The sequence below is a fragment of the Desulforamulus putei DSM 12395 genome, assembly GCF_900129195.1.
GTDB classification, from domain to species: Bacteria; Bacillota; Desulfotomaculia; order Desulfotomaculales; family Desulfotomaculaceae; genus Desulfotomaculum; species Desulfotomaculum putei.
Genome location: NZ_FQUY01000003.1, coordinates 39,520 through 66,203 on the forward strand (window position 1 = coordinate 39,520; position 26,684 = coordinate 66,203).

The following is a 26,684-nucleotide window of genomic DNA, read 5'->3' on the forward strand; positions in this document are numbered from 1 at the left end:
ATATTTTGAAAGGTAAAGCAATGGAGGGTACAACAAATGTCTGAATCTATGCATGGTTTGCGCCGGACCAGTTATTGCGGTGATTTGAGGAAACAACATGAAGGTCAGGAAGTTGTGCTGATGGGTTGGGTACAAAGACGTCGGGACCACGGTGGATTGATCTTTGTGGATTTGCGGGACCGTTCCGGCATTGTCCAGGTGGTTTTCAGCCCGGAAGTGAATGAAGAAGCCTTTAAAAAGGCCGAAGGCGTTAGAAACGAGTACGTCCTGGCGGTGGTGGGCAAGGTGACGGCCCGCCCCGAGGGTACCGCCAACCCCAATATGGCCACCGGGGAAGTGGAGGTCTATGCCCATGCCCTGCGGGTGCTGAACCGGGCCAAAACGCCTCCCTTCTATATTGAGGACAACATTGATGTGGATGAAAATTTACGCCTGCGCTATCGTTATCTTGACCTGCGCCGTCCGGAAATGCAGCGGGCCATGATGCTGCGTCACCGGGCTGCCAAAAGCGTGCGGGATTTTCTGGACAACCACGGCTTTTGGGAAATTGAAACTCCCATGCTCACCAAAAGCACCCCGGAAGGGGCCAGGGATTACCTGGTGCCCAGCCGGGTTAACCCCGGCAAATTTTATGCCCTGCCCCAGTCCCCCCAACTATTCAAGCAAATTTTGATGCTGGCCGGCATGGAGCGTTATTTCCAAATTGTCCGCTGTTTTCGGGATGAGGATCTGCGGGCGGACCGCCAGCCGGAATTTACCCAGATCGACCTGGAGATGTCCTTTGTGGACGCCGAGGATGTCATGGGCCTCATGGAGCAAATGATTGCCCGGGTCTGCCGGGATACCATCGGTCTGGAAATCCCTACACCGTTCCCTCGCCTTTCCTATCAGGAAGCCATGGACCGTTTTGGCTCTGATAAACCGGATACACGATTCGGACTGGAATTGAAGGACATCACACCCATTGCCGCCCGGTGTGGATTTAAGGTCTTCCACAGCGCCGTCGCCGGCGGCGGGCAGGTAAAAGGCATCAACGCCAGGGGCTGTGGTGCTTTCTCCCGCAAGGAGATTGATGACTTGACAGCCTATGTGGCAGTTTACAAGGCCAAAGGCCTGGCTTACTTCATTATCAATGAAGACGGCTCGGTGAAATCACCCATTGCCAAGTTTTTTACACCGGAAGAAATAGCGGCCATTCAGGATAAGCTGGAAGCGCAGCCGGGGGACCTGCTGCTCTTTGTGGCAGACAAACCGGCGGTAGTGGCAGCCTCCCTGGGCGCCCTGCGGGTACACCTGGCGGAACGTCTGAACCTGATTCCCCAGGGAATGTGGAATTTCCTCTGGGTTACTGATTTTCCGCTGCTGGAATTCGACCCCGAAGAGGGCCGGTATTTTGCCATGCACCATCCCTTCACGTCCCCTGTGGAAGAGGACCTGCCGCTGCTGGAGAGCGATCCCGGCAAAGTCCGCGCCAGGGCCTACGATATGGTATTAAACGGTGTGGAGGTTGGCGGGGGCAGCATCCGTATCCACCGCCGAGATGTGCAGGAATTGATGTTTAAGGCACTGGGTCTCAGTGCCGAGGAGGCCAGAGAAAAATTTGGTTTTATGCTGGAGGCCTTTGAATACGGCGCTCCTCCCCATGGAGGAATTGCCTTTGGCTTTGACCGGTTGGTCATGCTGCTGGCCGGCAAAGACAGCATCCGTGACGTCATTGCTTTCCCCAAAACCGCCAGCGCCACCTGCCTGATGACCCAGGCGCCGGACCTGGTGGACCCGGCTCAACTGGCCGAACTGCATATCCGCAGCACAGCGGTCATTAAGAATAACGGAACGAAATAATAAACATCTTATCAGGCAACTGGACTCAACAGTATCCCAGTTGCCTTTTCTTTTGTGCAGTCCAAAGAGACCACGCAGTGAGCCGGGTGATTATTTTATTAGCCGGCAACACAAAAAATGTCGTTATTTTTTGATTTTTGGAAAAATCAGAGCATCCGAAGCAGCACTGGAGGACTTGCGAATTTGATAACGATATGTTAACATAATGATTGAAAAAATTATATTTTGCACAAAACACTGCCCTGCTTTGTGCGTGGTATACCTGAAGTTTTGAGCCAACATTGAAGAAAAAGGGAGCCCGGTTTCACGCAAGGGAATGTAGACCTTACTTAGGATAAGGAAACAGGAAATTGCGGAAGGACACCCACCTGTTGGAGAACAGGTTCAAAAAACTTTGGGTAAAAACACGGCACGGTGGGGTTTCCTTATGGTTTACGTAAAATTTTTCTGCAACATCTCTGGTGAGATGTTTTTTCTTTTTAAGGTAATTTTAAGGATCAATGTTTATGATAAATTTAAAATTATATGCAAGGGAGAGATGTTTATGAAAGTAAGGGCGGAAAAACTTTCCAAACCACTCTTTGTTTTGCTGACCAAGAGCCTGTTGATGATTTTGTTAGTGGTTGTAGGACTTCACTGGTCAAGCAGCCAGCAACATTTGATTTCCATTGGAGACAAGCCGGCCATGGCGGAGCAGGGCTTTATCAGACCGGCCAATATATCGGCAGTGGTTAAGCAGACTGCGCCGGCGGTGGTAAAGATTGAGACGGTGGTTCAGTCGGAGGTTGAGATGGATCCCTTTCTTAACGACCCCTTTTTCAGGCAGTTTTTCGGTATCCAGGGAGTGCCGAGAACCCAGGTGCAGACCGGCATGGGTTCCGGCTTCATTGTTTCGGAAGACGGTTATATTGTAACGAATTATCATGTCATTGAAGGAGCCAGCCAGATCCAGGTTACGCTGGCCACCAACAAGCAATACCGGGCCAGGGTGGTCGGAGCTGACCGGGAATTGGATTTAGCGGTGCTTAAAATTAATCCAGAGGGAAAACTGCCCACTTTGAAATTCGGCAGTTCCGATAGGATTGAAGTAGGAGATTGGGTCATTGCCATCGGCAACCCTTACGGCCTGGACCATACGGTAACAGTGGGAGTCATCAGCGCCAAGGGCAGGCCGGTGAACATCGGGGACAGGAGATTCCGTAACCTCCTGCAGACCGATGCCTCAATTAACCCCGGCAACTCCGGCGGGCCGTTGCTCAACCTGAACGGTGAAGTGGTAGGGGTAAACACAGCAGTAAACGCAAAGGCCCAGGGAATTGGTTTTGCCATTCCTTCTTCAACGGTGGCCTCGGTTTATAATCAACTAATAACCAAAGGAACCGTTGCCCATCCTTATATCGGAGTTAACATCCAACCTTCACAGGATCAGAGGGGTGTGGTAGTCTCCGGGGTGGCGCCGGACAGCCCGGCTATGACCGTTGGTTTAAAACCCGGGGACATCATTCTGCAATTTAACGGCAAAACTTTAACGACCCCCCAGGAACTAATTGATGCGGTGGATCAAACACAGCCGGGACAAAAAGTGACGCTGGTGGTTGTCAGGGCTGGACAAAGCAAAGAAGTACAGGTCATAATAGGAGATAAAAGTACCAGGAGAATTTAACCGGGCCCCGGCCCGGTTTTTTAGGAAACAAAGTGGGGGAAGGAAATGGGCGCCAGGATCTTGGTAATTGATGATGACCCCAAAATTACGGCCATGTTGCAAAGGGCCTTGACCTATGAAGGATACCGGGTGGAGGTAGCCAACGACGGATATACCGGCCTGAACATGGCCAGAAACAACCCGCCGGAATTGTTGATATTGGACATTATGCTGCCGGGGCTGGACGGCTGGGAAATCTGCCAGCGCTTTCGCAAGGAAAACGTGATTCCTATTCTTATCCTCAGTGCCAGGGATGAAGTGGAAAGTAAGGTAAAGGGTCTCAATTTGGGAGCCGACGACTACCTGGGCAAGCCCTTTGCTCTGGAAGAACTGCTGGCCCGCATCCAGGCCCTGCTGCGCCGCAAGGCCAATGTCAGCAAGGTCATCCAGTTTTCCGACCTGAAAATGGATCTGGAGACCAGGGAGGTACGCCGGGCCGGCAAACCTTTATTCCTCACCTCCAGGGAGTTTGACCTGTTGAACCTTTTTCTAAACCATCCCAACCAGGTGTTAACCAGGGATCGGATCATTGACCGGGTTTGGGGCCTGGAATACACCGGGGGCTCCAACGTGGTAGAAGTTTACATAAATATGCTGCGTCAGAAGACGGAGGAACATGGACCAAGGCTGATCCACACCGTCCGGGGAGTGGGATATGTACTGAGGGAGCAGGAATGATGACCGTCAGGCTGAAACTTACATTATGGTATAGTGCCGTTGTAAGCTTAACCTTAATTGCCTTCTCCTTTATTCTCTATACGTTTCTTTCGTACAGCATGGTCCAGGAGATTGACAGGGAGCTGGCGGGGCGGGCTGTTGGGGTGGTCCGGTCCATCAAAGTGGTGGGGCCCAACTGGTTTCGCCAGCAGCAGATTGTACTGCCGGATGTGGATGTTTTTGGCTATCCCAATACCTACCTGCAGGTGGTGGATCCCTACGGGCGCCTGGTGGCGAAGTCCAGCAACCTGTCCAACCAGACTTTGCCCTTAAGTGAAGACACCTTGAAGCTGGGTGTCACCGGACAGAGCTTCTACGAATGGCTGCAGGTGGGCGGCCAGAGGATCCGGACCTATAATTATCCTTTAATGGCGGAACACCGTGTAGTGGGACTGCTCCAGGTGGGTCAACCTTTTTCAGGGATACAAGCGGCCCTGAACAGGTTGAAATGGTTGTTGTGGCTGTTGAGCGGCTTAATGATCCTGGCAGCCGGTTCCATTGGCTGGTGGTTGGCCAGGACGGCCCTGCGGCCCGTTGAGGAAATCACAAAGACGGCAGCCCTCATCCGTCAGGAGTTAAACCTCCACCAGCGAATTGCCTGGGAAGGACCCAACGATGAACTGGGGCGGCTGTCAGCAACATTGAACGGGATGCTGGACAGCCTGGAGGCGGCTTACCGGGAATTGGAGGAATCCCACGCCGCCCAGAGGAGATTTGTGGCGGATGTGTCCCATGAATTAAAGACGCCGTTGACAACCATCCGGGGCAATATTGATTTATTACGGAAAATGGGGGATGAACACCCCGCCATCCGGCAAGAGGCCCTGGCGGACATTGCCTCCGAGGCTGAGCGTATGAGCCGGCTGGTTTCGGATATGCTGGTGCTGGCCAGGGCGGATGCCGGTCTCACCCTGTCCCTGCAACCCCTGCCCGTTGTCCAAATCCTTCAGCAGGTTGGTCGGCAAGCCAAAATCCTGGCCGGCCAAATCAACTTTAAAATTGACATCGACGAACGCTGCAAAGACACCTATATCATGGCTGACCCTGATTATGTTAAGCAGCTGTTACTCATACTATTGGATAATGCCTTTAAATTTACTCCGCCGGCGGGTACGGTGGAACTGTCGGTTGCATGCGGCGGGGACCGTGTACAGGTGCTGGTCAAAGACACCGGTATGGGCATCGACCCCGGTGAATTAAACCGGATCTTTGAACGTTTCTACCGGTCGGATAAATCCAGGCCGGTGGGAGGAACCGGGCTGGGCTTGTCCATTGCCAAATGGATTGCCGAACAGCACAGGGCGGAAATCAGCGTTGAGAGTGAACTCAAGAAGGGGAGTGTTTTCAAGGTAACATTCCCGGTCCTTAAGCAAATGCACGAATGATCAGGAGGTTCCCGTGGAACAGTACAGGTTTTCCAGAACAGCTATGTTAATAGGTGAAGAAGGGTTGGCCAAACTGGCATCTGCCAGGGTCATTGTTTTCGGTGTGGGGGGTGTAGGTTCCTACGTGGTGGAAGCCCTGGCCAGGGCCGGCATTGGGGAACTGACGCTGGTGGATTTTGACACGGTGGATATTACCAACATTAACCGGCAGTTGCATGCCCTGGAAAATACCGTTGGCCAAAACAAGGTAGATTTAATGGCGGCAAGGGTCAAACTTATTAACCCCCGGGCCACAGTCATCCCACTGAAACAATTTTATACCCCGGAAAAAGGGGACCGGTTGATAAAGCCCCAATACTCTTACGTTGTGGATGCCATTGATAATGTTACAGGTAAAATAGACATCATCAAAAGGTGTTACTTCCAGAACATTCCTGTCATCTCCAGCATGGGAGCCGGTAATAAGCTTGACCCCGCCGCTTTCCGGGTGGCGGACATTTCCGAGACCTCGGTGGACCCCCTGGCCAGGGTGATTCGTCGGGAATTGAGAAAGTTTGCGATTCACAAAGGGGTCAAAGTGGTTTTCTCCCCGGAGCAACCTGTCACACCTAAGGTCAGGGTAGCTAGGGTCAAGGCGGACTCTGCGGACCCGGAGAGCCAGAGCAATTCCTTTGCGCCGGGCAGCATTTCCTTTGTCCCTGCCGCCGCCGGACTGGTCCTGGCCGGAGCGGTGGTGCGGGACATCCTGGGGATAACGAATACGAGTCATAACCTAAACAAAATATTATAGCATCCTTGCATAGTACCACCCCAGCGGTGGTATTTATTCTTATATTAGACTTTCTATATTTTAAACTTGAGTAATTTAGTCGGATTTAATGATTGACAGTGACTTTGACGCGTGATATCATATTCTATAAAACCGAGCGGATTACTTGGGATTAATAAAGGGGGGGATGTTGCTTGCGGCTGTCCACCAAGGGACACTATGGACTTAAGGCAATGTTTGATTTGGCGATGCATTACGGATCCGAGCCAATCCCTTTAAAGGTAGTGGCCGAGCGGCAAGGCATATCCGAGAACTACCTGGAGCAGCTGATGGCGGTTTTACGTAAGGTTGGTTTGGTCAAAAGTGTCCGGGGAGCCCAGGGGGGATACATATTGGCCAAGCCCCCTTCGGAAATAAAAGTAGGAGATGTCGTGCGGGCTCTGGAGGGCCCCATTGCCCCGCTGGAATGTGTGAGCGAGCATGAACCGGCAGCCTGTGAAAAGGTTGATTACTGCATTTCAAGGGATATCTGGGCCAGGGTCCGCGACAGCATCGCGGAGGTGTTGGACTCCATCACCCTGGAAGATATGTGCCGGGATGCGCAGAAAAACCAGATGCATAATTCGGATTTATAGACTGACAAACGTTTAAGGAGGAAGATCATGAGAAAGGTTTACTTCGACCACTCGGCAACAACGCCGGTGGACCCGGCTGTTGCGGAAGAAATGATGAAATACCTGACGGAACATTTTGGCAACCCCTCCAGTATTCATGCCTTTGGACGAGAAGCCCGCAAGGCCGTTGAAAAGGCCAGGCAGCAGGTGGCCACCGCCATCGGCGCTTCCAGCGTAGGTGAAATCGCTTTTACCGGTACCGGCACCGAGGCCGATAACATGGCCATCCGTGGTGTAGCCTATGCCAACCGGCATAAAGGAAATCATATTATTACCTCTGCAGTGGAACACAGCGCGGTGCTCAACTGCTGTAAGCAGTTGGAGCGGGAGGGGTTCTCCGTAACAGTTTTACCGCCGGATCAATACGGCAGAGTGACCGCCCAACAGGTGGCGGATGCCATTACCGATAAGACCATCTTAATTACCATTATGCATGCCAACAACGAAATTGGCACTATTATGCCTATCAAAGAAATCAGTGAAGTGGCCCGGGAAAGGAAGATCATTTTCCATACCGATGCGGTACAAAGTGTGGGTAAAATACACGTCAATGTAGACGAACTGGGAGTGGACTTGCTTACCCTGTCCGGTCATAAAATTTACGGGCCCAAGGGAGTCGGCGCTATGTATATCCGCAAGGGGACCTTCTGGCATCCCATTATGTTTGGGGGCGGTCAGGAACGCCGCCGGCGGCCCGGCACGGAAAACGTGGCAGGCATCGTGGGATTGGGCAAGGCCGTTGAACTGGCCACCCAGCGCATGCACGCCGATGCCGAGCGCTTATCCAAATATCGTGACCGCATTATTTCCAAGGTTCTGGAAAAAATCCCCCATACCATTTTAACAGGACATCCCAAGGAGCGTTTGCCCAACCACGTCAGCTTCTGCTTCCGTTTTATCGAGGGTGAATCTATGCTCCTGATGCTGGATATGAAAGGGATTGCCATTTCCAGCGGCTCCGCCTGTACTTCCGGTTCCCTGGAACCCTCCCATGTACTTACGGCCATCGGTCTGTCCAAGGAAGTTGCCCACGGCTCGTTGCGCCTGACTATGGGTAAAGACAATACGGAAGAGGACGTGGAGTACTTCCTGGAGACACTGCCTCCCATCATTGAAAGGCTGAGAGCCATGTCCCCCTTGAGTGAAGGGTGCAACCCCTGTGCCTGCAGTACCTGCACTGTTCATGAGGAAGACCATCACCATGATCACGGGGAAATTGAAGAGGAATTTTAGATAATATAGAAAGGGAACGAGGAGGTATCATTATCATTATGTATAGTGAAAAGGTAATGGATCATTTTACCAATCCCCGCAATGTGGGCGAGATTGAGAATCCGGACGGTGTCGGTCAAGTTGGCAACCCTAGTTGTGGTGATATTATGAAAATTACCCTGAGGGTTGAAGATAACGTCATTAAAGATATTAAATTTAAAACTTTTGGCTGTGGCGCCGCCGTTGCCACCAGCAGTATGGTAACAGAGATGGCCATGGGTAAGACCATTGAAGAGGCCCTGCAAATTACCAATAAGAGCGTAGCCGAAGCCCTGGAAGGACTGCCCCCGGCCAAGATGCACTGTTCCAACCTGGCGGCCGATGCTTTAAAAGCAGCCATTGAGGACTATCTAAAAAAACAAAATGCGTAGGTGAAGCCTTTTGGCAACCAAAAAAAGAGTCATGGCAGCCATGAGCGGCGGGGTCGACAGTTCTGTCACCGCCGCCCTTTTACAGCAACAGGGTTATGAGGTTGTCGGAGTAACCATGCAAATTTGGGACCCCGATGTGGAGGTGGTGGACGGCGACTATGTGGGCTGCTGTTCCCTGACCGCGGTGGACGACGCCCGGCGGGTGGCGGACGTCCTGGGGATCCCCTATTATGTTTTGAATTTCAGGGAACTGTTTACTGAAAAGGTTATCCAATATTTTGTAGACGAATATTTCCGGGGACGAACTCCCAATCCCTGTATCGCCTGTAACCGTTTTGTCAAATTCGAGGCATTGCTGCAAAAGGCCCGCCAGATGGGATTCGATTACATTGCCACCGGGCACTATGCCAGGCTGGGCTACAGTAAGGAATACGGCCGTTATACCGTACGCAAGGCGCGGGATGAGAGAAAGGACCAGACCTATGTACTGTACGGTTTTACCCAGGACCAAATCGCCCATACCCTGATGCCCCTAGCCGAGTACACCAAGGAGCAGGTGCGGGAAATGGCCAAACAGTGGGGGCTGCCCACCTACTCCAAGCCCGAAAGCCAGGAAATCTGTTTTGTACATGACAACAACTACCGCAATTTCCTGGATGAGCGTTCCGAAGGTGGTATTAAACCGGGTCCTTTCCTGGACTTGCAGGGCAATGTGATCGGTCAGCATAAGGGAATTCCCTTTTATACCATCGGCCAGCGCAGGGGTCTCGGTCTGGCCACCGGGGAAAGGGTTTACGTAGTGGACATTGATGTGGAGAAAAACGCCGTCATCGTGGGTCCCGAAGATGCCATCTGGGGCACCGAACTGGTGGCTTCGGATAACAACTTTATTTTATTTGAAAAACTCACCGGCCCCAGGGAAGTGGAAGCCCAGGTCCGGTACAACAGCAAACCCTCCCCGGCGGTCATCGAGCCCATGGAAGAGGGGCTGGTGAAGGTGACATTTAAATATCCTCAGCGGTCCATCACCCCCGGTCAGGCAGTGGTCTACTATCAAGGCGACTACCTGGTGGGCGGCGGAACCATTGAAAAGGCAGTTAATAAAACATAGGGGGACCAATAGAGCGCCACAACAGCGCTCTTTTTTTTACAGATTTCTAACCGGATTTTACAGTTGGTTGTAGAAATGCAATAAAAAACCGGCGGTTGTTTGCTGAGCCCTGGGTAACAATACTGCGGTTGCCCGGTGATAATCCTCTGGTAAACCCTGGCTAACCAGGGAAAAATACTGTTTGGCTAATTTTGCGTTCTCTGTAATCCAATCTTGCGGTTGATCAGAAATTTGGTAGATACCGCCGTCTTCTGTCAGGTAATGGTGTCTTCTGATTTCGACCCAGCTTTCGTAATCCACATGCCCGTTAAAGATCTTGCAGGAGGCATGATGGGGAACACAAACATCTTGCACCAGATGAAGGGCTGCTCCCAGAAAGAACATGGCGCGGGCATGCTTTTTGTTGTGCCAAAGTTTTAAAGCTTTGTGGTAAAATTCGACGCATTTTTCGGCGGCGCTGGGCCAGTGCCACATTCCAGACTTGGTATCCGGGTCGTAAAGGTGGCAGGCGCTCTGCAAACCGTTGTCTACCCATACAACGCCGCTGTCTAACTGGTCAGCAAACATATTAAAGAATTGCGCCGCCTGTTTGTAACCGTCATTCATTAAGATATGCCTGGCTTGTTCATTTATAAACGGGTGTGTACTGCTGGTTCCTCTGAACCATTCCACAGGAATGGGAAACGATGAAATGCATTTTGAAGCGATGGAAACGGACCAACTGAACATCGCTGTAACGTTTAACATATCACACCCCACGGAATTATTTTTTTCATTATAAATTGTCATTGTAAAGCAGATACTAAGGATACATTAAGCCTGGGAGGAAGTTTGCTAAGCCTTTGTAAAAAAATTGCGCGGGTGCCGGTGGATACGGTTTTTGTTTGCGGACGCATTTTTGATTTTTATTTGGGCAATAATAATGGACAGTTAGAATCTGAGTGTAAGGGGGCCTCGTCTGGTGAACTGCCCGGTTTGCGGCGGGAAAGCCACCGGCAAAGTCGGCATCGATCAGTATTACTGCTGGGATTGCTGCGTGGAATTCCGGATGAACAAAGAAGGCGTAGACATATTTGAAGTGGCAGAAGACGGCAGTCTGGTTGCCTTTGACCCGCATAATACAGCCTTATATTAAGTTCCTGGGGGGTGAATAGGATGGGATTTTGGAGGGGCGTTATTACCGGCAGCCTGTTGGGAGCAGCTCTGGGTATGGCCTTAAGACCACAAAGAAAACCTGAGCGCATGTTTTTGGGTACCACCCGAAAAGCCGGTCGCAGGGCACAAAAAATAATGAAGGGTATGACCAAGAGAGTAAGCGATATGATCAAGTAAAACAGGGAGTGGGGACACTGGTCCTCACTTTTTTGGTCATGAGGGAGGAACCTATGTCCTGGTGGAAGGAAAAACGGACCTACCGCTACCTTTTTCTTGCTATATTAATCGGTCTGATACTTTATTTTTTATATCTGGTGCGGCAACTGTTTTTACCCTTCATCCTGGCCATTATTCTTGTTTACCTGTTAAACCCCGTGGTAGGACGCATGGAAAAAAGAGGCTCCCCCAGAGTAGCGGCCATTTTAATTCTTTACCTGGGAGTTATTATTGTGGTAACCGGCCTGTTCATGTACGGAGTGCCCAGGATGGTTAATCAATTGGAAACTTTGGTGGAAAGCATCCCGGTTTATACCGACCAGGTGGAGGGAATGGTACAGAACATTCAACAAAGCTTTGATAACAGTACAATTCCTCCCGGTGTGCACCAGATTGTGGATGAACGTATTCGTTGGGCGGAATTGAGGCTAATGGGCATGGTCCGCCAGGTGATGGACCTCCTGCTGGCTCTCTTAGGAAACTTGTTTAATTTTGCCCTGGCCCCTGTTCTGGCATTTTATATGATGAAGGATTTAGAGCATTTGAAAAAATGGGCAATTTCCCAGGTTCCCGGGGAATGGACTACGGACGTCCTGTATCTGGCCAAACAAATTGACCATGTTTTTGCCAGCTTTATCCGCGGCCACCTGACGGTGGTGTTGATCGTGGGGGTTTTAACCAGTATCGCTTTCATGTTGATCGGCCTCCAGTTTGCCACCATGCTGGGAATCATTGCCGGTTTAGCCGAATTGATTCCCTACTTCGGCCCCCTTATCGGTGCTATACCGGCGGTGGCCATGGCCTTGCTGCAGTCCAAATGGCTGGCCGTGAAGGTGGTTATCGCCGTTTTTGTCATTCAACAATTGGAGGGTAATATTATTTCACCCAAGATTTTAGGCCACAGCGTGGGACTCCATCCCCTGGCCATCATTATCGCCCTGCTGGCAGGCGGTCACCTGTTTGGTATTGCCGGTATGCTCCTGGCGGTACCCCTGGCCGCCATCGCCCGTATTCTGGTTTCTTTTGCCTGGGAAAAACTGAACTAGTCTTTGGGGTATTCCTTTGGGGTCTGGCCTTCAGCCATCGGCCATCAGCCCTTGGCCTTATATTTATTCCTGGGGCCAACGGCCAATTGATCAATGACCAACAACCAATAACCGATAGCCAAGAGCCAATGGCCAAAGGCTGGCTTGACCACCTGTAAATTATGCATTAAGATATAAATATTTGAAGAATTTGTAGCCTTATGCAATTAGGAGGAATATAAATTGATGACCGGCAAAGAAATCAGGGAGAAGTATCTCAAGTTTTTTGAAGAGCGAGGACACCAGATCCTGCCCAGTGCTTCCCTTATTCCTCATAACGATCCCAGTATTCTGTGGACCGCTGCGGGGATGGTCCCTTTTAAGCCCTTTTTTACCGGACAAGCGGTACCGGAATACAAAAGGGTAACCACCTGCCAGAAATGCATTCGGACGCCGGACATTGAGTCCGTTGGCCGGACAGCGAGACACCATACCTTTTTTGAAATGTTGGGCAATTTTTCCTTTGGGGATTATTTTAAAGAAAGCGCCATCCCCTGGGCCTGGGAATTTGTTACCGAACATCTGAATTTACCCAAGGAGAAACTTTGGGTTACCATTTATCTGGACGATGACGAGGCCTTTGAAATCTGGAATAAAGTGGTGGGTGTACCGGCGGAACGTATTGTCCGCATGGGTAAGGACACCAATTTCTGGGAGATTGGCGTGGGTCCCTGCGGTCCCTGTTCGGAAATTTATGTTGATTTAGGGGAATCCAGGGGCTGCGGCTCACCGGACTGCCGGGTGGGCTGTGACTGCGACCGTTTTCTGGAGATTTGGAACCTAGTATTTATCCAATTCTTCCGAGATGAAGAGGGCAACTACTCTCCACTGAAGAACAAAGGCATTGACACCGGTATGGGTTTGGAGCGGGTTGCCTCTGTTCTGCAAGGGGTGGCATCCAACTTTGATACCGATTTGTTCCGGGAAATCATGGATTACACCGCCGACCTGGCAGGACAAAAATACGGTCAGGACAACAAAATCGATCTTGCCTTAAAGGTAATCGCCGACCACTGTCGCGCTGTGACCTTTGCCGTCAGCGACGGGGCATTACCGGGCAATGAAGGCCGGGGCTATGTGATTCGCCGCCTGCTGCGCCGTGCCGTTCGCTTTGGCCGGGTGCTGGGCGTCCACGAGCCTTTCCTCTATAAGGTATCCCAGGCTGTTATCAATCAAATGAAAGATGCTTACCCGGAGCTCCGGCAAAAAAGCGAGCACGTGTTGCGGGTAATTCGTACCGAGGAAGAAAGGTTCCTGGAAACCTTGGCTGCCGGCAGTGATATCCTGTCTGCCCTGATTAATGAAGCCAAAGCCAGTGGGGTCAGTGAGATCACCGGCGAGGATGCCTTTAAATTATACGATACCTTTGGTTTTCCCCTGGAATTAACCCAGGAGATTGCGGCGGAACAGGGCCTCACCGTGGATGTGGATGGCTTTGCCGCCGCCATGGAAGAACAACGGAAACGGGCTCGCAGCGCCCGGCAGGAGACCGAGTATTTATCCGAGCGGGGTGTTTTGTACAAAGCCCTGCGGGAGGAACTGGGCGAAACCCGGTTTATAGGCTACAGCACCCTGGAAACCGACTCCAATGTGCTGGCCCTGTTAAAGGACGGTCTGCAGGAAATTTCCGCGGTGGCCGGGGAAGAAGTAGAGATTATTCTGGACGTGACCCCCTGTTATGCCGAATCCGGCGGGCAGGTGGCAGACTATGCCGTATTAAAGGGTCCCGATGTGGAAGTTGAAATAACCTCTGTCAGCAAACCGGTGGAAGGCCTGTTCGTTCACCGTGGCAAAGTGCTCTCCGGCATTCTCAGGCGCCACGATTCCCTTAAAGTAATGGTGGACCGCACACGCCGGCAGGATACTGCCCGCAACCACTCCGCCACCCACCTGTTGCATAAGGCCTTAAAAGAGGTGCTGGGTGACCATGTCAACCAGGCCGGTTCGCTGGTGGAGCCCGATCGCCTGCGTTTTGACTTTACCCATTATGCAGCGGTCACACCGGAGGAACTGCGGCGCATCGAAGACCTGGTCAATGGCGCAGTGTTGTCCAACTTGCCCATCGAAGTTTTTGAAACCTTCTTGTCCAAAGCCAAAGAAATGGGAGCTGCCGCCCTTTTCGGCGAAAAGTACGGCAGGCAAGTACGGGTCGTCAAAATGGGCGATTTCAGCCTGGAGCTCTGCGGTGGTACTCATTTAACTTCCACCGCCGAAGTGGGACTGTTTAAGATTGTTAATGAAACCAGCGTCGGCGCCGGTTTGCGGCGTATCGAAGCGGTGACCGGCCCGGGCGTGTTAAAATACCTGGCAGCGAAAGAAGGGCAACTGCAGGAGATAGCCACTGTCATAAAGAGTCCTGTACATGAACTTGTACGTCGGGTTGAAGGGCTGATACAACAGAATAAAGCCCTTGAGCAGGAAATAAATACCCTCAGAAGTCAACTGGCCAAATCCGAGGCACAGGAAATCCTGGGCAAAGTAAAACAGATTAACGGTGTGCCTGTTCTTGCTTCTGTGGTTGCCGCACCGGATATGGACAATTTACGAAACATGGTCGACATGCTGCGGGATAAGATGGGAACCGGCGTTATCTTATTAGGCAGCGTGGCCGGGGAGAAGGTAAACCTGGTGGCTGCGGTAACCAAAGATCTGCTGGGCCGCGGCTTGCATGCCGGCAATCTGGTGAAGGAGATTGCTAAAGTGGTAGGCGGCGGTGGCGGCGGCAGGCCGGACATGGCCCAGGCCGGCGGTAAGGACCCCGCCAAATTACAGGAGGCCATCGACAAAGTGGCTTCTGTTGTGGAAGGACAACTTAAGTAACCAAAATAATTATGTCTACACGAGAGACGACAGCCGTCTCTCTTTTTTGTATTCACCCCCGGTATTTGGAACCTTATTCTTTGATCATTCATATGATGAAGAATCAGAAGATCTTTCTCTTATTTTCCGGAAGGGGGTCATGTCAATGTTTTTTCCACCCAGGAGGCCCGGCCCGCCCCCCAAGGGTATGCCGGTGATATCAGGAATACCTGGAATACAGCTGAACTTAAACGTAGATCACTTTCAACTGCTTGGCACCCTGTTGATGATGGGTCTAAGCCAGCGTCCGGGTTTTAAAAGCGAATTGGAAGAGTTGGTGGCTTTTATCCAGAAAATGCAGGAAGCTGCCGAAGCCATTTCTGTTCAAATGGAGACGGTGCAAAAAGAATTTTTAAGGGTAAAATCCAAGGTTGCGAAGTATCAAAACGTAAAACCTGTGCAACGGGAAACATCCAGACCGCAAGGAAACCCATATGTGAATCCCCTGCTTCAACAACTGTTAAGAATGATGTCTTGAGATTGTTTTGCAGATTTATTAAGCACCGTCCCCCGGTGCTGTTTTTTGCAAATGATTCCCAGGGCCGAACTGTAACATTATACTGTTAAGAATAATATTTTTCGTATTTTATTTTTATTTTTTTGACAAATAGAGGGAAAAGCAACATTTTGTTGAATTAATATTGCTAGTACAGGTAATATTAGGACTGGGAGGTCTTTGCCATGGCTAATGATTTTTCACAAGAGACAGTAATGTTTAAAGTCCAGGCGGAAGAAGTTAACCAGGCCCGTGAAATACTGCTGGCTGTCTATGCTGCTTTAAAGGAAAAGGGCTATAACCCGATAAATCAGCTGGTGGGCTACCTCTTGTCCGGCGACCCGGCCTATATCACAAGTCATGGAAACGCCCGCAGTTTGATCCGCCGGTTGGAGCGGGACGAACTGCTGGAAGAACTCGTAAAAAATTACCTGGAACAGAAATAACCCCTTACCCGGGGGTTTGTTTTACTTTAGGAATTTATTCCCGGCCATATGGATGGTAGGGCTCAGAAATAAACTACCGAAAGGCGCGTGTCAGGGAAACTGATTGAAGCGCGCCTTTCCTGTTGTTGGGGGGGTGGCGCTGTGGATTACCGAATACTGGGGAACACAGGCATAAAAGTGTCCCGTTTATGTTTTGGAGCTCTCACCATTGGTCCTCTTCAGGCCAAACTGCCCTTGGAACAGGGGGCGGCAGTCATTGACAGGGCCCTGAGACAAGGCGTAAACTTTATCGATACGGCTGAATTGTACCGCACCTACCCGTATATTCGCGAGGCCATTAAGGGAAGGAAAGAAGAAATTGTTATTTGCAGCAAGAGTTACGCCTATACACGGGATGGCATGAAAGAGAGTCTGGAGGCAGCCCTGAGGGGGATCGACCGGGACTATATCGATATTTTCATGCTGCACGAGCAGGAATCCTTGCTTACCATCAGGGGACACTGGGAAGCGGTAGAAGCGCTGCTGGAAGCGAAAGCCAGAGGGATCGTAAGGGCGGTGGGAATTTCCACCCATCACGTGGCGGCGGTTCTGGCCGCGGCGGAGATCCCTGAAATTGAAGTAATCCATCCCATTCTGAATATGGCCGGGGTGGGCATCGCGGACGGAAGCGCCGAAGATATGCTGTCAGCCATCCGCAAGGCCCACCGGGCCGGTAAAGGGATCTACGGCATGAAGGCGCTGGGAGGCGGCAATTTGCTTGCCACCGCCGAAGAAGCTTTATCCTTCGTTTTGGGTGTGCCGGAACTGGCAGCAGTGGCGGTTGGCATGCAAAATTTTGCCGAGGTGGATTATAATGTACGATTTTTTAGTCAAACTTATATACCGGAGGAGTTAAAGGAGCAGGTGGTCCGGCAGCCCAGGAGACTCCATATCGAGGAATGGTGCCAGGGGTGTGGAGCCTGTGTGGAAATGTGCGGGGCGGGGGCCCTCTATTTAGAGGAAGAGAGAGCCCGGGTAAAAGCCGGCCTGTGTCGCCTGTGCGGTTACTGCGGCGCCGCCTGCCCGCTGTTTGCCATCAAGGTTATTTAGGAATAGGAGTTAACATTATGAGAATTATGGGTTTGGACGTAGGAGATAAAACCATAGGAGTGGCTTTAAGCGATCCTATGGGCTGGACAGCCCAGGGACTGGAAGTGATACGCCGGCAGAACATTGACAAAGACATTGCCCGTTTGTGCGAGATCATCAAAGAATACGGCGTTGAAAAAATTCTGGTGGGTTTGCCCAAAAACATGAATGCCACCATGGGTCCCCAGGGGGAGAAGGTACTGGCTTTTATCGAAGAATTAAAGGCAAAGGTTGATTTACCCATCAAAACGTGGGATGAACGGCTTAGCACCGTAGCCGCCGAGAGGATGCTCATCCAGGCGGATGTCAGCAGAAGTAAGCGCAAAAAAGTGATTGATAAAATGGCGGCTGCCGTGATACTGCAGGGCTACCTGGATGCGGGAGCCAAGTAGGTGGGCTAAAGAAAATTAACCGGGATAACCAGGCTTTAACCCGGATTTCCTTGACATGGCAAGGTTTTTTGGTTACAATACAGACAATCTTTGGAAAAGAGGTGCACATGATGGCAGAACAAGATGAAGTAATCACTTTGATTGATGAGGACGGAGCAGAACACGATTTTAATGTAATCGACGTTATCGAAGTAGATGGTTCCGAATATGCTATTTTGTTACCGGTAGAAGACGACTCCGATGAGGCTGTCATTCTTAAGTTTGCCAGTGACGAAGACGGCAACGAAATCCTGGTGGACATTGAAAGTGACGAAGAATGGGAAAAAGTGGCCGATGCCTGGGAAGAAATGGTTTTGGCCGAAGAAGGCGAAGAATAATTTTTTACCGGGTACTTGGACCGAACGGAAAAAACCGTTCGGTTTTTTGTTTACTCAGGTTTAAAACAAAGTGATTTTTGGAATAGCCAATGCATGTCCCTAGTAAGATATACCTAGATAAGAGTTCCGGGAAGGGGGCTTAGTCTTGGCTAAAGGAAACCTTAAAAGGATTCGGATCATCGTCCTGCCACTGGTATTCATGATAGGCGTGGCGGTCTACCTGGCCTCTCAAATGAGTTTTGGCCCCCCGGACAGAATTTTACCGGGTATTTATATGCTGAATATAAATTTATCCCTCATGAATCACGACCAGGCCATGTTATCCCTGAAGAAACTGGAACAAGAGTTGCAAAGGCCACTCACCGTCAAGTTCAAAGATATGACCTGGACATTGCCCATGGAACGGGTGGGTTTAAAGTTAAACTGTCAACAGGAAGTTCAGAGGGCAATGGGTATCGGCAGGAGCGGTTCTTTATGGCAGCGGTTTCTTGAACGGAGACAAGCTCACAGGGGGATCCGCCTACAGCCTGAGATTATCATTGACTCCGGCCTGTTGGAGAAGCAGGTGTCGGAAGTCACCGAGGATATTTTGCTCCCCCCCAGGGATGCCGGTCTGATTATAAATGCTGACGATACAGTGGAAATTTCTCCCGGACAGAGCGGCCGTTTGGTTGACATCGACCGGTTGAGGCAGGATATTTGTCAAAACCTCCTGCAGGGGAATCAATCCCCCATAGAATTGAAGCTGGTGGAAGTCCCCCCCGCCCGCACCACCGAAGAGGTTAAAGCCATGGGGGTGGATGCTCTCCTGGGGATGTTTTCTACGCAATTTGACCCTAATAAAGTGAACCGCGCCTATAATGTAAGTGTGGCGGCCGCAGCCCTGGACGGGCTGATTGTCAGCCCCTGGGAGATCATTTCATTTAATGAGGTGGTGGGCCCCCGCAGCACAGAGGCCGGCTATAAAAACGCTCCCATTATTGTCAATAACGAGCTGGTGGACGGTCTGGGGGGCGGCGTGTGCCAGGTGTCCACCACCCTGTACAATGCCGTTTTACTTGCTAACCTGGAAGTGGTGGAAAGGACCAATCATTCCATTCCTATTCCCTATGTACCCATCGGCAGGGATGCCACAGTGGTATTTGATACAGTGGATTTCAAGTTCAAAAACAATACGGATGACTGGCTGTACATACAGTCCTTTGTTACGGGCGGCAGGCTTACCATCAAGATCTTCGGCAATCACAAATTCAAAAGGGATGTGGTGATTCGCAGTTGGGTGGAGGAAACCTACCAGCCCAAAACCGTCGTCGAAAAAGATTACGGCATTCGCATGGGGGACCGGGTGGTGAAGCAAAAGGGCGCCCGGGGTTACAGGGCTGCTGCCGAAAGAATTGTGATGCAGGACGGCAAGGTTATCAAGGTGGAAAAACTTCCTTACAGTGTCTATAGGGCCAGAGACCAAATTATTTCCCAGGGCATGGCGCCCCCGGGATCGGTTTTAAAAACCTCTGATTTATTAAAAGACCATGCAAGGGAAAGTGAAAAAAACGAAGAGATACTACAAGAATAGATAGGGTAGCTGCCCTATCTCGTTTTTCTGTGGGGAAAATATTACTTAACTATTAAAATAAAGGAATATCAACCATTTATGCTGAATTAATTAACCGATTATTTCGATAATTACGGAGGTGGGGAGATGGATTTTGTAAACAGATCAATCAAGCGCCAGTTGGCTGCCATGGTGGTTGGCGCACTTGTTTTGCTGTCGGCAACCCTGTTGATTATTTCTTACTTATACATGAAAGAGGAGCTAACCAGGGCTGCCGACAGTAAGGTAAAAAGTGATTTATTAACCGGTGAAGCCGTTATTAATGCCATGTACCCCGGTCCTTGGGAGATCAGAGGAGATAAGCTTTATAAGGGAGATCAATTAATAAATGAGAATTACCGGTTGGTGGATTATATCGCCGGCCTGACCAAAGATACCTGTACGATCTTCATGGGAGATACCCGTGTTGCCACCACCGTCATTAAGGACGGTAAAAGGGCCGTGGGGACCAAGGTCGCAGACAATGTAAAAAAGGTGGTGCTGGATCAGGGCGAAATGTATGTCGGACCGGCCATGGTGGTTGACAAGCCCTACCAGACAGCCTACAAACCCATAAAGGATGATTCCGGCAAGACCATCGGCATCTTTTATATGGGAGTTCCCAAAGAAGAATTTGACCAAGCTGTAAAAAAGAAGTTTGCCTTCCTGGCCTTTATTTGCTTTATGGTTCTACTGAGTGTTGCCCTGGCGGTGAGATTTCTGACCGGTCGCATCATTCTCAAGCCTGTGGAGGAGTTACTAAAAGGAGTTCAATCCATGCAATCCGGCAACCTGAATTACCGTGTTGCGGTGAAGGGCGGCAATGAGCTGGCAAAGTTGGCCGAGGGGTTTAACCAGATGGCCCAAACCCTGCACAAGCTGATTTACCAGCTGGCCCAGTACAGTTCCACCCTGGCTTCCCAAAGCCAGGAAATGGCTGCCTCCGCCCAACAAATCGGGGCCATGGTGGAGGAAATCACCAGCAATACCACCCAGGTGGCCGCCACTGCCCAGCAGGGTTCTGCCGCCGCCGGTTTTGCGGTGGAACAGGTAGAAAAGGTTGAAGAAAATGCCCAGAGGGGGAATGACGCTGTTCGGCAGGCGGTGGAGAAAATGGCAACCATCCAGCAGTCGGTACAGGGGACGGCTGATTCCATCGGTATTTTAAACCAGCGCTGCCAGAGCATTGGTCAGATCATTGAGGTTATCAAGAACATTGCCGAGCAGACCAACCTGCTGGCACTGAACGCCGCCATTGAAGCTGCCCGGGCCGGCGAGAGCGGCAGGGGATTTGCTGTGGTGGCCGAAGAGGTGCGCAAGCTGGCAGAACAATCCGCCAGGGCGGCCGAGGATATTACCGATCTCATTCAGCGGGTGCAGAGACGGGCCACCGAGGCTGTAAAAGACATGGGTTCCAGCGCCCGGGAGGTAAACGAAGGGGTGGACATCGTCAACCAGGCAGGGGAATCCCTGACTGTTATCATTGAACAAGTTACGGAAATGTCCCGCATGATCAAGGAAATAGCCAATGGCATTTATATCACGACCCAAAATACACAGCAGCTGGCTTCCAGCAGTGACCAAATTAATGCTTCTATCCAGCACCTTGCCACTTCCAGCCAGAGCGTGGCTCAACTGGCCCAGGATATGCAGCAAACAGTGGAGGAATTCAAGCTTTAGAAGTAGGGAGTGACAGTATGGACGGTAAAGAATTTTTAAAGAAGACGTTGCTGCAGGCGGAGTTAAACCGCGTCCGTCACGGCAATCCTGAAGCCGACGCGGCCAGACTTCCTTTGGACTGGGGACTGATTGCCGGGGAACACTTCGGCCACCTGATGGCTGCCCTGCGTAAGGAAGACCCGGATGCCGTTGAAAAAGAGGTTCTCCACGTGTCTGCAGTGCTGCTGGAACTGCATGACGCTTTGGTAAGGCACAAAGCCATGACGCAGGGTCGCCGCCGGTAGTTTATGAAACTGTATTAATATTTCCGGGAGAAATAGACTTACCGGAGTCTTAATGCAATAAAACGGGCCGGGGTATACCATTTCCCTGGCCTGTGTTTTTTTATGAGAGGAATTTTTGTAATCTAATTGGCAAATTTCCCTGCGCCCGGGCATATTTATTTACCTAAGGATACTAGTGGTCAAGGAGGGGGCCCCATTGAAAAAAATAGTAGTCTGCGGGCGGAATGATGGCGGAAAATCCACCATTTTAGGCGAACTTTACAAAGGTTTAAAGAACCGGAACTTCCAGCCCCTGGCCGTTGGCTCGGGTGTACAGGATGAGAAACCTTACCTTCATAAAGGTATAGATCCTAACTATTTAACCATTGCGGTACCCGAACCGGGGAGGGATATTGCGTCTGACATTGATCGGGTGATCCGCAATGCTGTTAATCAAATCAAAGAGAAAAATAAGTTGATCGAAAATGCTAAGAGGGCGTTGGAAGAGTTAAACAAAGTACGGTCAGTGTTGGAACTGGGGCATCTTTCCCAAAAGGACATTCCCAAAACGGCTGCTCTGCCGGATGTCGTATTAATTGAAGCCGTTGGCATTAACGATGGTTATAAGGCGGAGGAATGTCGCAAGCTGGCTGATGTTCTGGTCACCGTTATTCCGGCGGGGCTAAAGGGTGAGATCATTATGGAGGCCGGGAACTTCCTGCTGGACGAGGCAGATATACTGGTGGTCACCAAAGTAGACGAAACCCCCCGGGATGTCACTTCCACCACTATAAAACTGTTACAGCGCATTTACCGTACCAAGCCCATTATCCCCGTAGTGGCAACCAAAGGGGTTCACATGAATTTAGTTTTGGACGAAGTTATCAAAGGGCTGGCCGAGCCAATGATTTTATTTGACCCCATCCTGCCGGATGAAACAACAAAAAGAGTGAATTAGATTTGTTAAGCATCTCTCACCCGGGGAGGTGCTTTTTCCTTGGGAAAAGGGAGCGCTTGCTTGTACGTTTCAGACTATAGATGTTATAATTGGTTAAATTATAAAAGGTTGTGTCTTTTTTGGTAATGAAATGGAAAATGAATAAAAGGTTTATTGTTGTAACCGTCCTGGTCTTGTTTGGACTGTTGTCCCGGTACCCATTCACCTTATTGGACCCTGTGGATCCATCGGGCAAAGCTCCGGATGTATTGGTTCGGATTGCGCCCAAGAGCAGCACTGCGCAAATTGCCGCTATGCTGGAACAACAGGGCATGATCCGGGATGCCACGGCCTTTCGCCTGTATGCCCGCTTCCACGGTCTGGATAACAAGATTAAAGCGGGCTATTACCTGCTCAATGCATCCATGTCAACGGAAGAGATCCTGAGCATTCTGGTTCAGGGCCAAACGGCCACCAAAAGTTTTACCATTCCCGAGGGGTATACCCTGAAGCAGATAACGGAAAGCTTGTCCGCTAAAGGATTCATTCGTGAACCGTTGTTTAAAGATTTACTTGTCAACGGTCAGTTCGACTATGCTTTTATAAAAGACTTGCCCCCGGGGGAAAAACGATTGGAGGGCTACCTGTTTCCGGAAACCTATAACATTCCTTTTGACAGCACCGAAAAACATATTATTAACGTAATGCTGGCAGGTATGGACCGTCAGATTAAAGAACTTAAACTGGAGGAAAAGGCAAAGGCTTTAAATTTAACACTGCACCAGGTCGTTACCATCGCTTCTATGATTGAGCGGGAAGCCCGGGTGGACCAGGATCGTCCCCTGATCTCCAGCGTCATTCACAACCGTCTGAAATCAGGCATGAGGCTGCAAATTGATGCCACCGTAGAGTATGCCCTGGGGGAGCACCGGGAGAAAATATATTACAAGGACCTGGAGGTTGCATCCCCCTATAATACCTATAAATATAACGGGCTGCCACCGGGGCCCATCGCTTCCCCCGGCAGGGAGTCATTGCTGGCTGCGGTAAACCCCGCTCACACAAAATATTTCTATTATGTGGCCAAGCCCGACGGTTCCCATGCCTTTGCCGAGACCCTGGCAGAGCATAATGCCAATAAAAATAAATACTTGAGGTGACCATAGATTGAGCAGTTTGGAACTCCTGGCTCCGGCAGGAGATTTAGAAAAGCTGAAGATTGCCGTCCTCTACGGGGCAGATGCCGTCTACCTGGGGGGGCGGCAGTTTAGTCTGCGGGCCGGGGCCGCTAACTTTGATGACAAAAACATGTTGGAAGGTATTACTTTTGCCCACCGGCACAACGTCAAGGTCTATGTGGCTGTCAACATCTATGCCCACAACCCGGACCTGGAAACGCTGCCCGCATACCTGCAGTTTATTGCCCGGGCCGGGGCGGACGGCGTCATTGCCAGCGACCCGGGAGTTATTGATATGATTTTAAAATTACAGCCGGACTTACCCATTCACTTGAGTACCCAGGCCAATACCACCAACTGGGCCAGCGCCGCTTTCTGGAAAAGGCTGGGGGTTCAAAGGATTGTGTTGGCTAGGGAACTCTCCCTGGAAGAAATAAAAGAAATAGGTTCCCGGGTGGACATCGAACTGGAGGCCTTTGTTCACGGGGCCATGTGCATGGCCTATTCCGGCCGCTGCTTACTCAGCAACTTTATGACCGGTCGGGATGCCAACCGGGGCGATTGCGCCCAGTCCTGCCGCTGGCGCTATCATTTGGTGGAAGAAAAAAGGCCGGGGCAGTATTTTCCGGTGGAGGAAGATGCCAGGGGAACCTACTTTATGAGCAGCAAAGACCTCTGCCTGTTGGAATACCTTCCCCAACTGGCACAGGCAGGGGTAACCAGTTTTAAGATTGAAGGACGCATGAAGAGTATCCATTACCTGGCCACCGTGGTGAAGACGTACCGGCAGGCCATCGACAGTTATCTGAAAAACCCGGCCGGTTACCAGGCGCTTCCTCAATGGATGGAAGAAATAAGAAAAGTCAGTCACCGTGAGTATACAACCGGCTTTTTGCTGGGGGATCAAGGGAAAACAGCGACGGTTGAACCGGCACAAAGCACCTATACCCGCCTGGCTGCCTTTGTGGGTTTGGTACTGGGATATAACGAAGAAACCGGCAGAATCATTGTGGAGCAGCGCAACAACTTCAAAGCAGGGGAAAGCCTGGAGGTGCTGGTGCCCCGGGGGGATAACCGTACCCTTACGGTAGCCGCCATCTATGACGGGGAAACCGGAGAACAAATGGAGGTTGCACCTCATCCCCAGCAAATTGTTGAACTGCCGGTTGACGAGCCCGTACCGCCCATGTCTATGCTCAGGAGAATTGGCTAAAGGCATAAACATTCCAGTTTTTGGCGAAAATATGGGATGAATCCTATTCGCCTGCTAAAGGGATGTTTGGCCAGTGACTATTTTTCAGCAAAAAAGATTGGTTAAAACCTTTTATATTATCTTTTTTCTTTTTGTACCTTTGATTATACACCTGGGATTTATCCAACTGGTGCACGGCGATGAGTATAAACAAAAGGCGCTGGAACAGCGCACCCTGAAGGTTGCCCTGGAGGAGATCCCGAGGGGCGGCATTTTTGACCGGTCGGGAGAAAAAACCTTAACCCTGGGTAACAGGGAACCCCGGGTGGTGATTTTCCCCGAGATCATTTTGGACAAGGAAGAAGCAGCAGGGAAGTTGGGTTTAATCCTTGGCCGGAAACCTGAAGAATTGACCCGGTATTTTGAGGGACGGGCTTGTTTTTTGCCCTTTGCCCTGGATTACCGGCAGGTCAGGCAGATAAAGGAACTGGGCATTCCCGGCATCATGGCGGAGGAGATTTATTTCCGCTACGGGCCGGCCCCGCTGGCAGCCCACGTGGTGGGCCATTTAGGACCCATTTCAAACAGCCATCAGTTGGAACGGCTTAACAACCTGGGTGATAAAAAGTACCAGCTAACGGATTTGGTAGGCAAAAGCGGCTTGGAGTATTTTTACGAAAGTCAGTTGAAAGCCGGAGAGTCCAATCGTTTCGCCAAGGCATATGTAGACGTCTACCGCAACTTGCTTGCCGGTCTGGGAATCAAGAGGGAAAGCCACAGTGAAACCGGCCGGCAGGATGTGATAACAACCATTGATCTGGACATCCAGAAAACGGTAGAGAAGGTGATGGATCAGAAGGTTCAGCGGGGCGCCGTGGTGGTCATGGATGCCAGGAACGGCGATTTGCTGGCCATGGCCAGCAGGCCCAACTTCAATCCCGCCAACATCGCCTTATCCCTGTCCGGACATAAAGACACCTTTCTGGACCATTGTACCGCCTTGTACCAACCGGGATCCATTTTCAAGGTTGTGGTGGCGGCGGCAGCCCTGGAAGAAGGTCTGGTGAAACCCACCGATACCTTTGTCTGTTTAGGGGAAAAGGACCATTTAATCAGCTGCTGGCATAAACCCGGCCACGGTCCCATTACCTTCGAGGAAGCTTTTGCCCAGTCCTGCAATCCTGTATTTGCGGAACTGGGCCTGAAGCTTGGTTCGGTAAAACTCATTTCCTACGCCAGAGCTTTTGGACTGGAATCACAAACCATTATCGGCTATCCTGTACCCAGAGACAAAAGACAGAACCTGAGTTTAATCGGTGAACCCTATAACCTGGTCAACAGCAGTATCGGACAGGGACCTGTCCTGACCAGCCCGGTACAGCTTACCGCCATGATGAACGCCATCGTAAATAACGGCGTGTACATTGAACCAAGGCTGGTTAAGGGGTTGAGGGACGAAAAGGGCCGGTTCACAAACCATTTTCCCATGGGAAGCAGTCATAAGGTGATTTCCTGCGAAACTGCCAGGGAGTTAAAAAGATTGCTAAGCCTGGTGACAACCCGGGGTGTGGGGAAGGAAGCAATGGTTCCGGACTACGGCACTGCCGGCAAGACCGGTTCGGCAGAACTGACCGGCGGGTCAAAAAAAGTAAATGCCTGGTTTTGCGGGTTTGCTCCCTTTGACAAGCCCAGATATATCGTTACAGTGCTGGTGGAGGAGGGAATCAGTGGAGGCGCCACGGCGGCTCCTGTGTTTCGGGAGATCGTAGAAGGTATTCTATTGCCGCCACATTGACGGTGGTTTAAAATTATCGTAGAATGTTAGTATATTTTGTTTGGTATGGGG

Annotated in this window: 26 protein-coding genes and 1 other RNA gene; 26 read left to right on the top strand and 1 reads right to left on the bottom strand. The window is 50.8% G+C overall.

All coding sequences use genetic code 11. The annotated features are described in order from the left end of the window. The first annotated feature begins 36 nt into the window (after positions 1–36). The 10 genes from aspS (at position 37) to mnmA (ending at position 9,843) form a co-directional block, all read left to right on the top strand. Positions 37–1,842, top strand: coding sequence for an aspartate--tRNA ligase (aspS, locus tag BUB67_RS03370; RefSeq protein WP_073235757.1), 1,806 nt, complete (start codon positions 37–39; stop codon positions 1,840–1,842). 236 nt (positions 1,843–2,078) lie between these two features. Then, positions 2,079–2,267: non-coding RNA, 6S RNA (ssrS, locus tag BUB67_RS03375), on the top strand. 119 nt (positions 2,268–2,386) lie between these two features. After that, positions 2,387–3,505, top strand: a complete 1,119-nt coding sequence (locus tag BUB67_RS03380) for a S1C family serine protease (protein ID WP_143156990.1) — start codon at positions 2,387–2,389, stop codon at positions 3,503–3,505. Between the two features lie 45 nt (positions 3,506–3,550). After that, complete coding sequence (locus tag BUB67_RS03385) at positions 3,551–4,222, top strand: response regulator transcription factor (RefSeq protein ID WP_073235760.1); 672 nt, start codon at positions 3,551–3,553, stop codon at positions 4,220–4,222. Continuing rightward, positions 4,219–5,646 carry a sensor histidine kinase gene (locus BUB67_RS03390; RefSeq protein WP_238456937.1) on the top strand — a complete coding sequence of 476 codons (1,428 nt, stop codon included), beginning with the start codon at positions 4,219–4,221 and terminating at the stop codon, positions 5,644–5,646. Before BUB67_RS03385 ends, BUB67_RS03390 begins: the two co-directional genes overlap by 4 nt. Positions 5,647–5,659: 13 nt before the next feature. After that, on the top strand, positions 5,660–6,436 hold the full coding sequence (locus tag BUB67_RS03395) for a tRNA threonylcarbamoyladenosine dehydratase (RefSeq protein ID WP_238456938.1): 777 nt from the start codon (positions 5,660–5,662) through the stop codon (positions 6,434–6,436). Positions 6,437–6,609: 173 nt separating this feature from the next. Beyond that, entirely contained in the window at positions 6,610–7,050 is a 441-nt protein-coding gene (locus BUB67_RS03400; protein ID WP_073235766.1) for an RrF2 family transcriptional regulator, read from the top strand. A gap of 27 nt (positions 7,051–7,077) precedes the next feature. Then, the gene (gene nifS, locus BUB67_RS03405; RefSeq protein ID WP_073235769.1) at positions 7,078–8,322 is read left to right on the top strand and encodes a cysteine desulfurase NifS; all 1,245 of its coding nucleotides are present in this window, start codon (positions 7,078–7,080) and stop codon (positions 8,320–8,322) included. Positions 8,323–8,360: 38 nt separating this feature from the next. Next, complete coding sequence (gene nifU / locus BUB67_RS03410; protein ID WP_073235772.1) at positions 8,361–8,732, top strand: Fe-S cluster assembly scaffold protein NifU; 372 nt, start codon at positions 8,361–8,363, stop codon at positions 8,730–8,732. A 10-nt stretch (positions 8,733–8,742) separates the two neighbouring features. Next, positions 8,743–9,843: a tRNA 2-thiouridine(34) synthase MnmA gene (gene mnmA, locus BUB67_RS03415; RefSeq protein ID WP_073235775.1), complete on the top strand. Its 1,101-nt coding sequence runs from the start codon at positions 8,743–8,745 to the stop codon at positions 9,841–9,843. 57 nt (positions 9,844–9,900) lie between these two features. Here the strand turns inward: mnmA and BUB67_RS03420 are convergent, their stop codons facing one another. Further along, positions 9,901–10,590, bottom strand: a complete 690-nt coding sequence (locus tag BUB67_RS03420) for a zinc dependent phospholipase C family protein (protein ID WP_073235778.1) — start codon at positions 10,588–10,590, stop codon at positions 9,901–9,903. 214 nt (positions 10,591–10,804) lie between these two features. Here BUB67_RS03420 and BUB67_RS16550 point away from each other — a divergent pair, with 214 nt between their 5' ends. The 16 genes from BUB67_RS16550 to BUB67_RS03490 all read left to right on the top strand — a co-directional run bounded on the left by BUB67_RS16550 (position 10,805) and on the right by BUB67_RS03490 (position 26,633). Then, positions 10,805–10,978 (top strand): hypothetical protein, encoded by a 174-nt coding sequence (locus BUB67_RS16550; RefSeq protein WP_200798115.1) that lies wholly within the window; start codon positions 10,805–10,807, stop codon positions 10,976–10,978. Positions 10,979–10,998: 20 nt separating this feature from the next. After that, positions 10,999–11,175, top strand: a complete 177-nt coding sequence (locus tag BUB67_RS16110) for a YtxH domain-containing protein (RefSeq protein WP_143156991.1) — start codon at positions 10,999–11,001, stop codon at positions 11,173–11,175. A 53-nt stretch (positions 11,176–11,228) separates the two neighbouring features. After that, entirely contained in the window at positions 11,229–12,260 is a 1,032-nt protein-coding gene (locus BUB67_RS03425; protein WP_073235781.1) for an AI-2E family transporter, read from the top strand. Positions 12,261–12,485: 225 nt separating this feature from the next. Then, on the top strand, positions 12,486–15,119 hold the full coding sequence (gene alaS / locus BUB67_RS03430) for an alanine--tRNA ligase (RefSeq protein ID WP_073236180.1): 2,634 nt from the start codon (positions 12,486–12,488) through the stop codon (positions 15,117–15,119). Positions 15,120–15,264: 145 nt separating this feature from the next. Next, positions 15,265–15,636: a hypothetical protein gene (locus BUB67_RS03435; RefSeq protein ID WP_073235784.1), complete on the top strand. Its 372-nt coding sequence runs from the start codon at positions 15,265–15,267 to the stop codon at positions 15,634–15,636. Between the two features lie 203 nt (positions 15,637–15,839). Beyond that, complete coding sequence (locus BUB67_RS03440; protein WP_073235789.1) at positions 15,840–16,100, top strand: IreB family regulatory phosphoprotein; 261 nt, start codon at positions 15,840–15,842, stop codon at positions 16,098–16,100. A 141-nt stretch (positions 16,101–16,241) separates the two neighbouring features. Then, entirely contained in the window at positions 16,242–17,189 is a 948-nt protein-coding gene (locus BUB67_RS03445) for an aldo/keto reductase (protein WP_073235791.1), read from the top strand. 17 nt (positions 17,190–17,206) lie between these two features. After that, positions 17,207–17,620, top strand: coding sequence for a Holliday junction resolvase RuvX (gene ruvX / locus BUB67_RS03450; protein ID WP_073235794.1), 414 nt, complete (start codon positions 17,207–17,209; stop codon positions 17,618–17,620). A 110-nt stretch (positions 17,621–17,730) separates the two neighbouring features. Next, positions 17,731–17,997: a DUF1292 domain-containing protein gene (locus BUB67_RS03455; RefSeq protein WP_073235798.1), complete on the top strand. Its 267-nt coding sequence runs from the start codon at positions 17,731–17,733 to the stop codon at positions 17,995–17,997. A gap of 145 nt (positions 17,998–18,142) precedes the next feature. Continuing rightward, positions 18,143–19,570 carry a VanW family protein gene (locus BUB67_RS03460; RefSeq protein WP_238456939.1) on the top strand — a complete coding sequence of 476 codons (1,428 nt, stop codon included), beginning with the start codon at positions 18,143–18,145 and terminating at the stop codon, positions 19,568–19,570. Between the two features lie 126 nt (positions 19,571–19,696). After that, positions 19,697–21,268, top strand: a complete 1,572-nt coding sequence (locus tag BUB67_RS03465) for a methyl-accepting chemotaxis protein (protein WP_073235803.1) — start codon at positions 19,697–19,699, stop codon at positions 21,266–21,268. Between the two features lie 17 nt (positions 21,269–21,285). Next, the gene (locus BUB67_RS03470; RefSeq protein WP_073235806.1) at positions 21,286–21,552 is read left to right on the top strand and encodes a hypothetical protein; all 267 of its coding nucleotides are present in this window, start codon (positions 21,286–21,288) and stop codon (positions 21,550–21,552) included. A gap of 196 nt (positions 21,553–21,748) precedes the next feature. After that, on the top strand, positions 21,749–22,489 hold the full coding sequence (locus BUB67_RS03475) for a P-loop NTPase family protein (RefSeq protein ID WP_073235809.1): 741 nt from the start codon (positions 21,749–21,751) through the stop codon (positions 22,487–22,489). 125 nt (positions 22,490–22,614) lie between these two features. Then, the gene (gene mltG, locus BUB67_RS03480; protein WP_073236185.1) at positions 22,615–23,628 is read left to right on the top strand and encodes an endolytic transglycosylase MltG; all 1,014 of its coding nucleotides are present in this window, start codon (positions 22,615–22,617) and stop codon (positions 23,626–23,628) included. A gap of 7 nt (positions 23,629–23,635) precedes the next feature. Next, entirely contained in the window at positions 23,636–24,859 is a 1,224-nt protein-coding gene (locus tag BUB67_RS03485; protein ID WP_073235812.1) for a peptidase U32 family protein, read from the top strand. Positions 24,860–24,932: 73 nt separating this feature from the next. Continuing rightward, positions 24,933–26,633, top strand: coding sequence for a peptidoglycan D,D-transpeptidase FtsI family protein (locus BUB67_RS03490; protein WP_073235815.1), 1,701 nt, complete (start codon positions 24,933–24,935; stop codon positions 26,631–26,633). Positions 26,634–26,684: the final 51 nt, after the last annotated feature.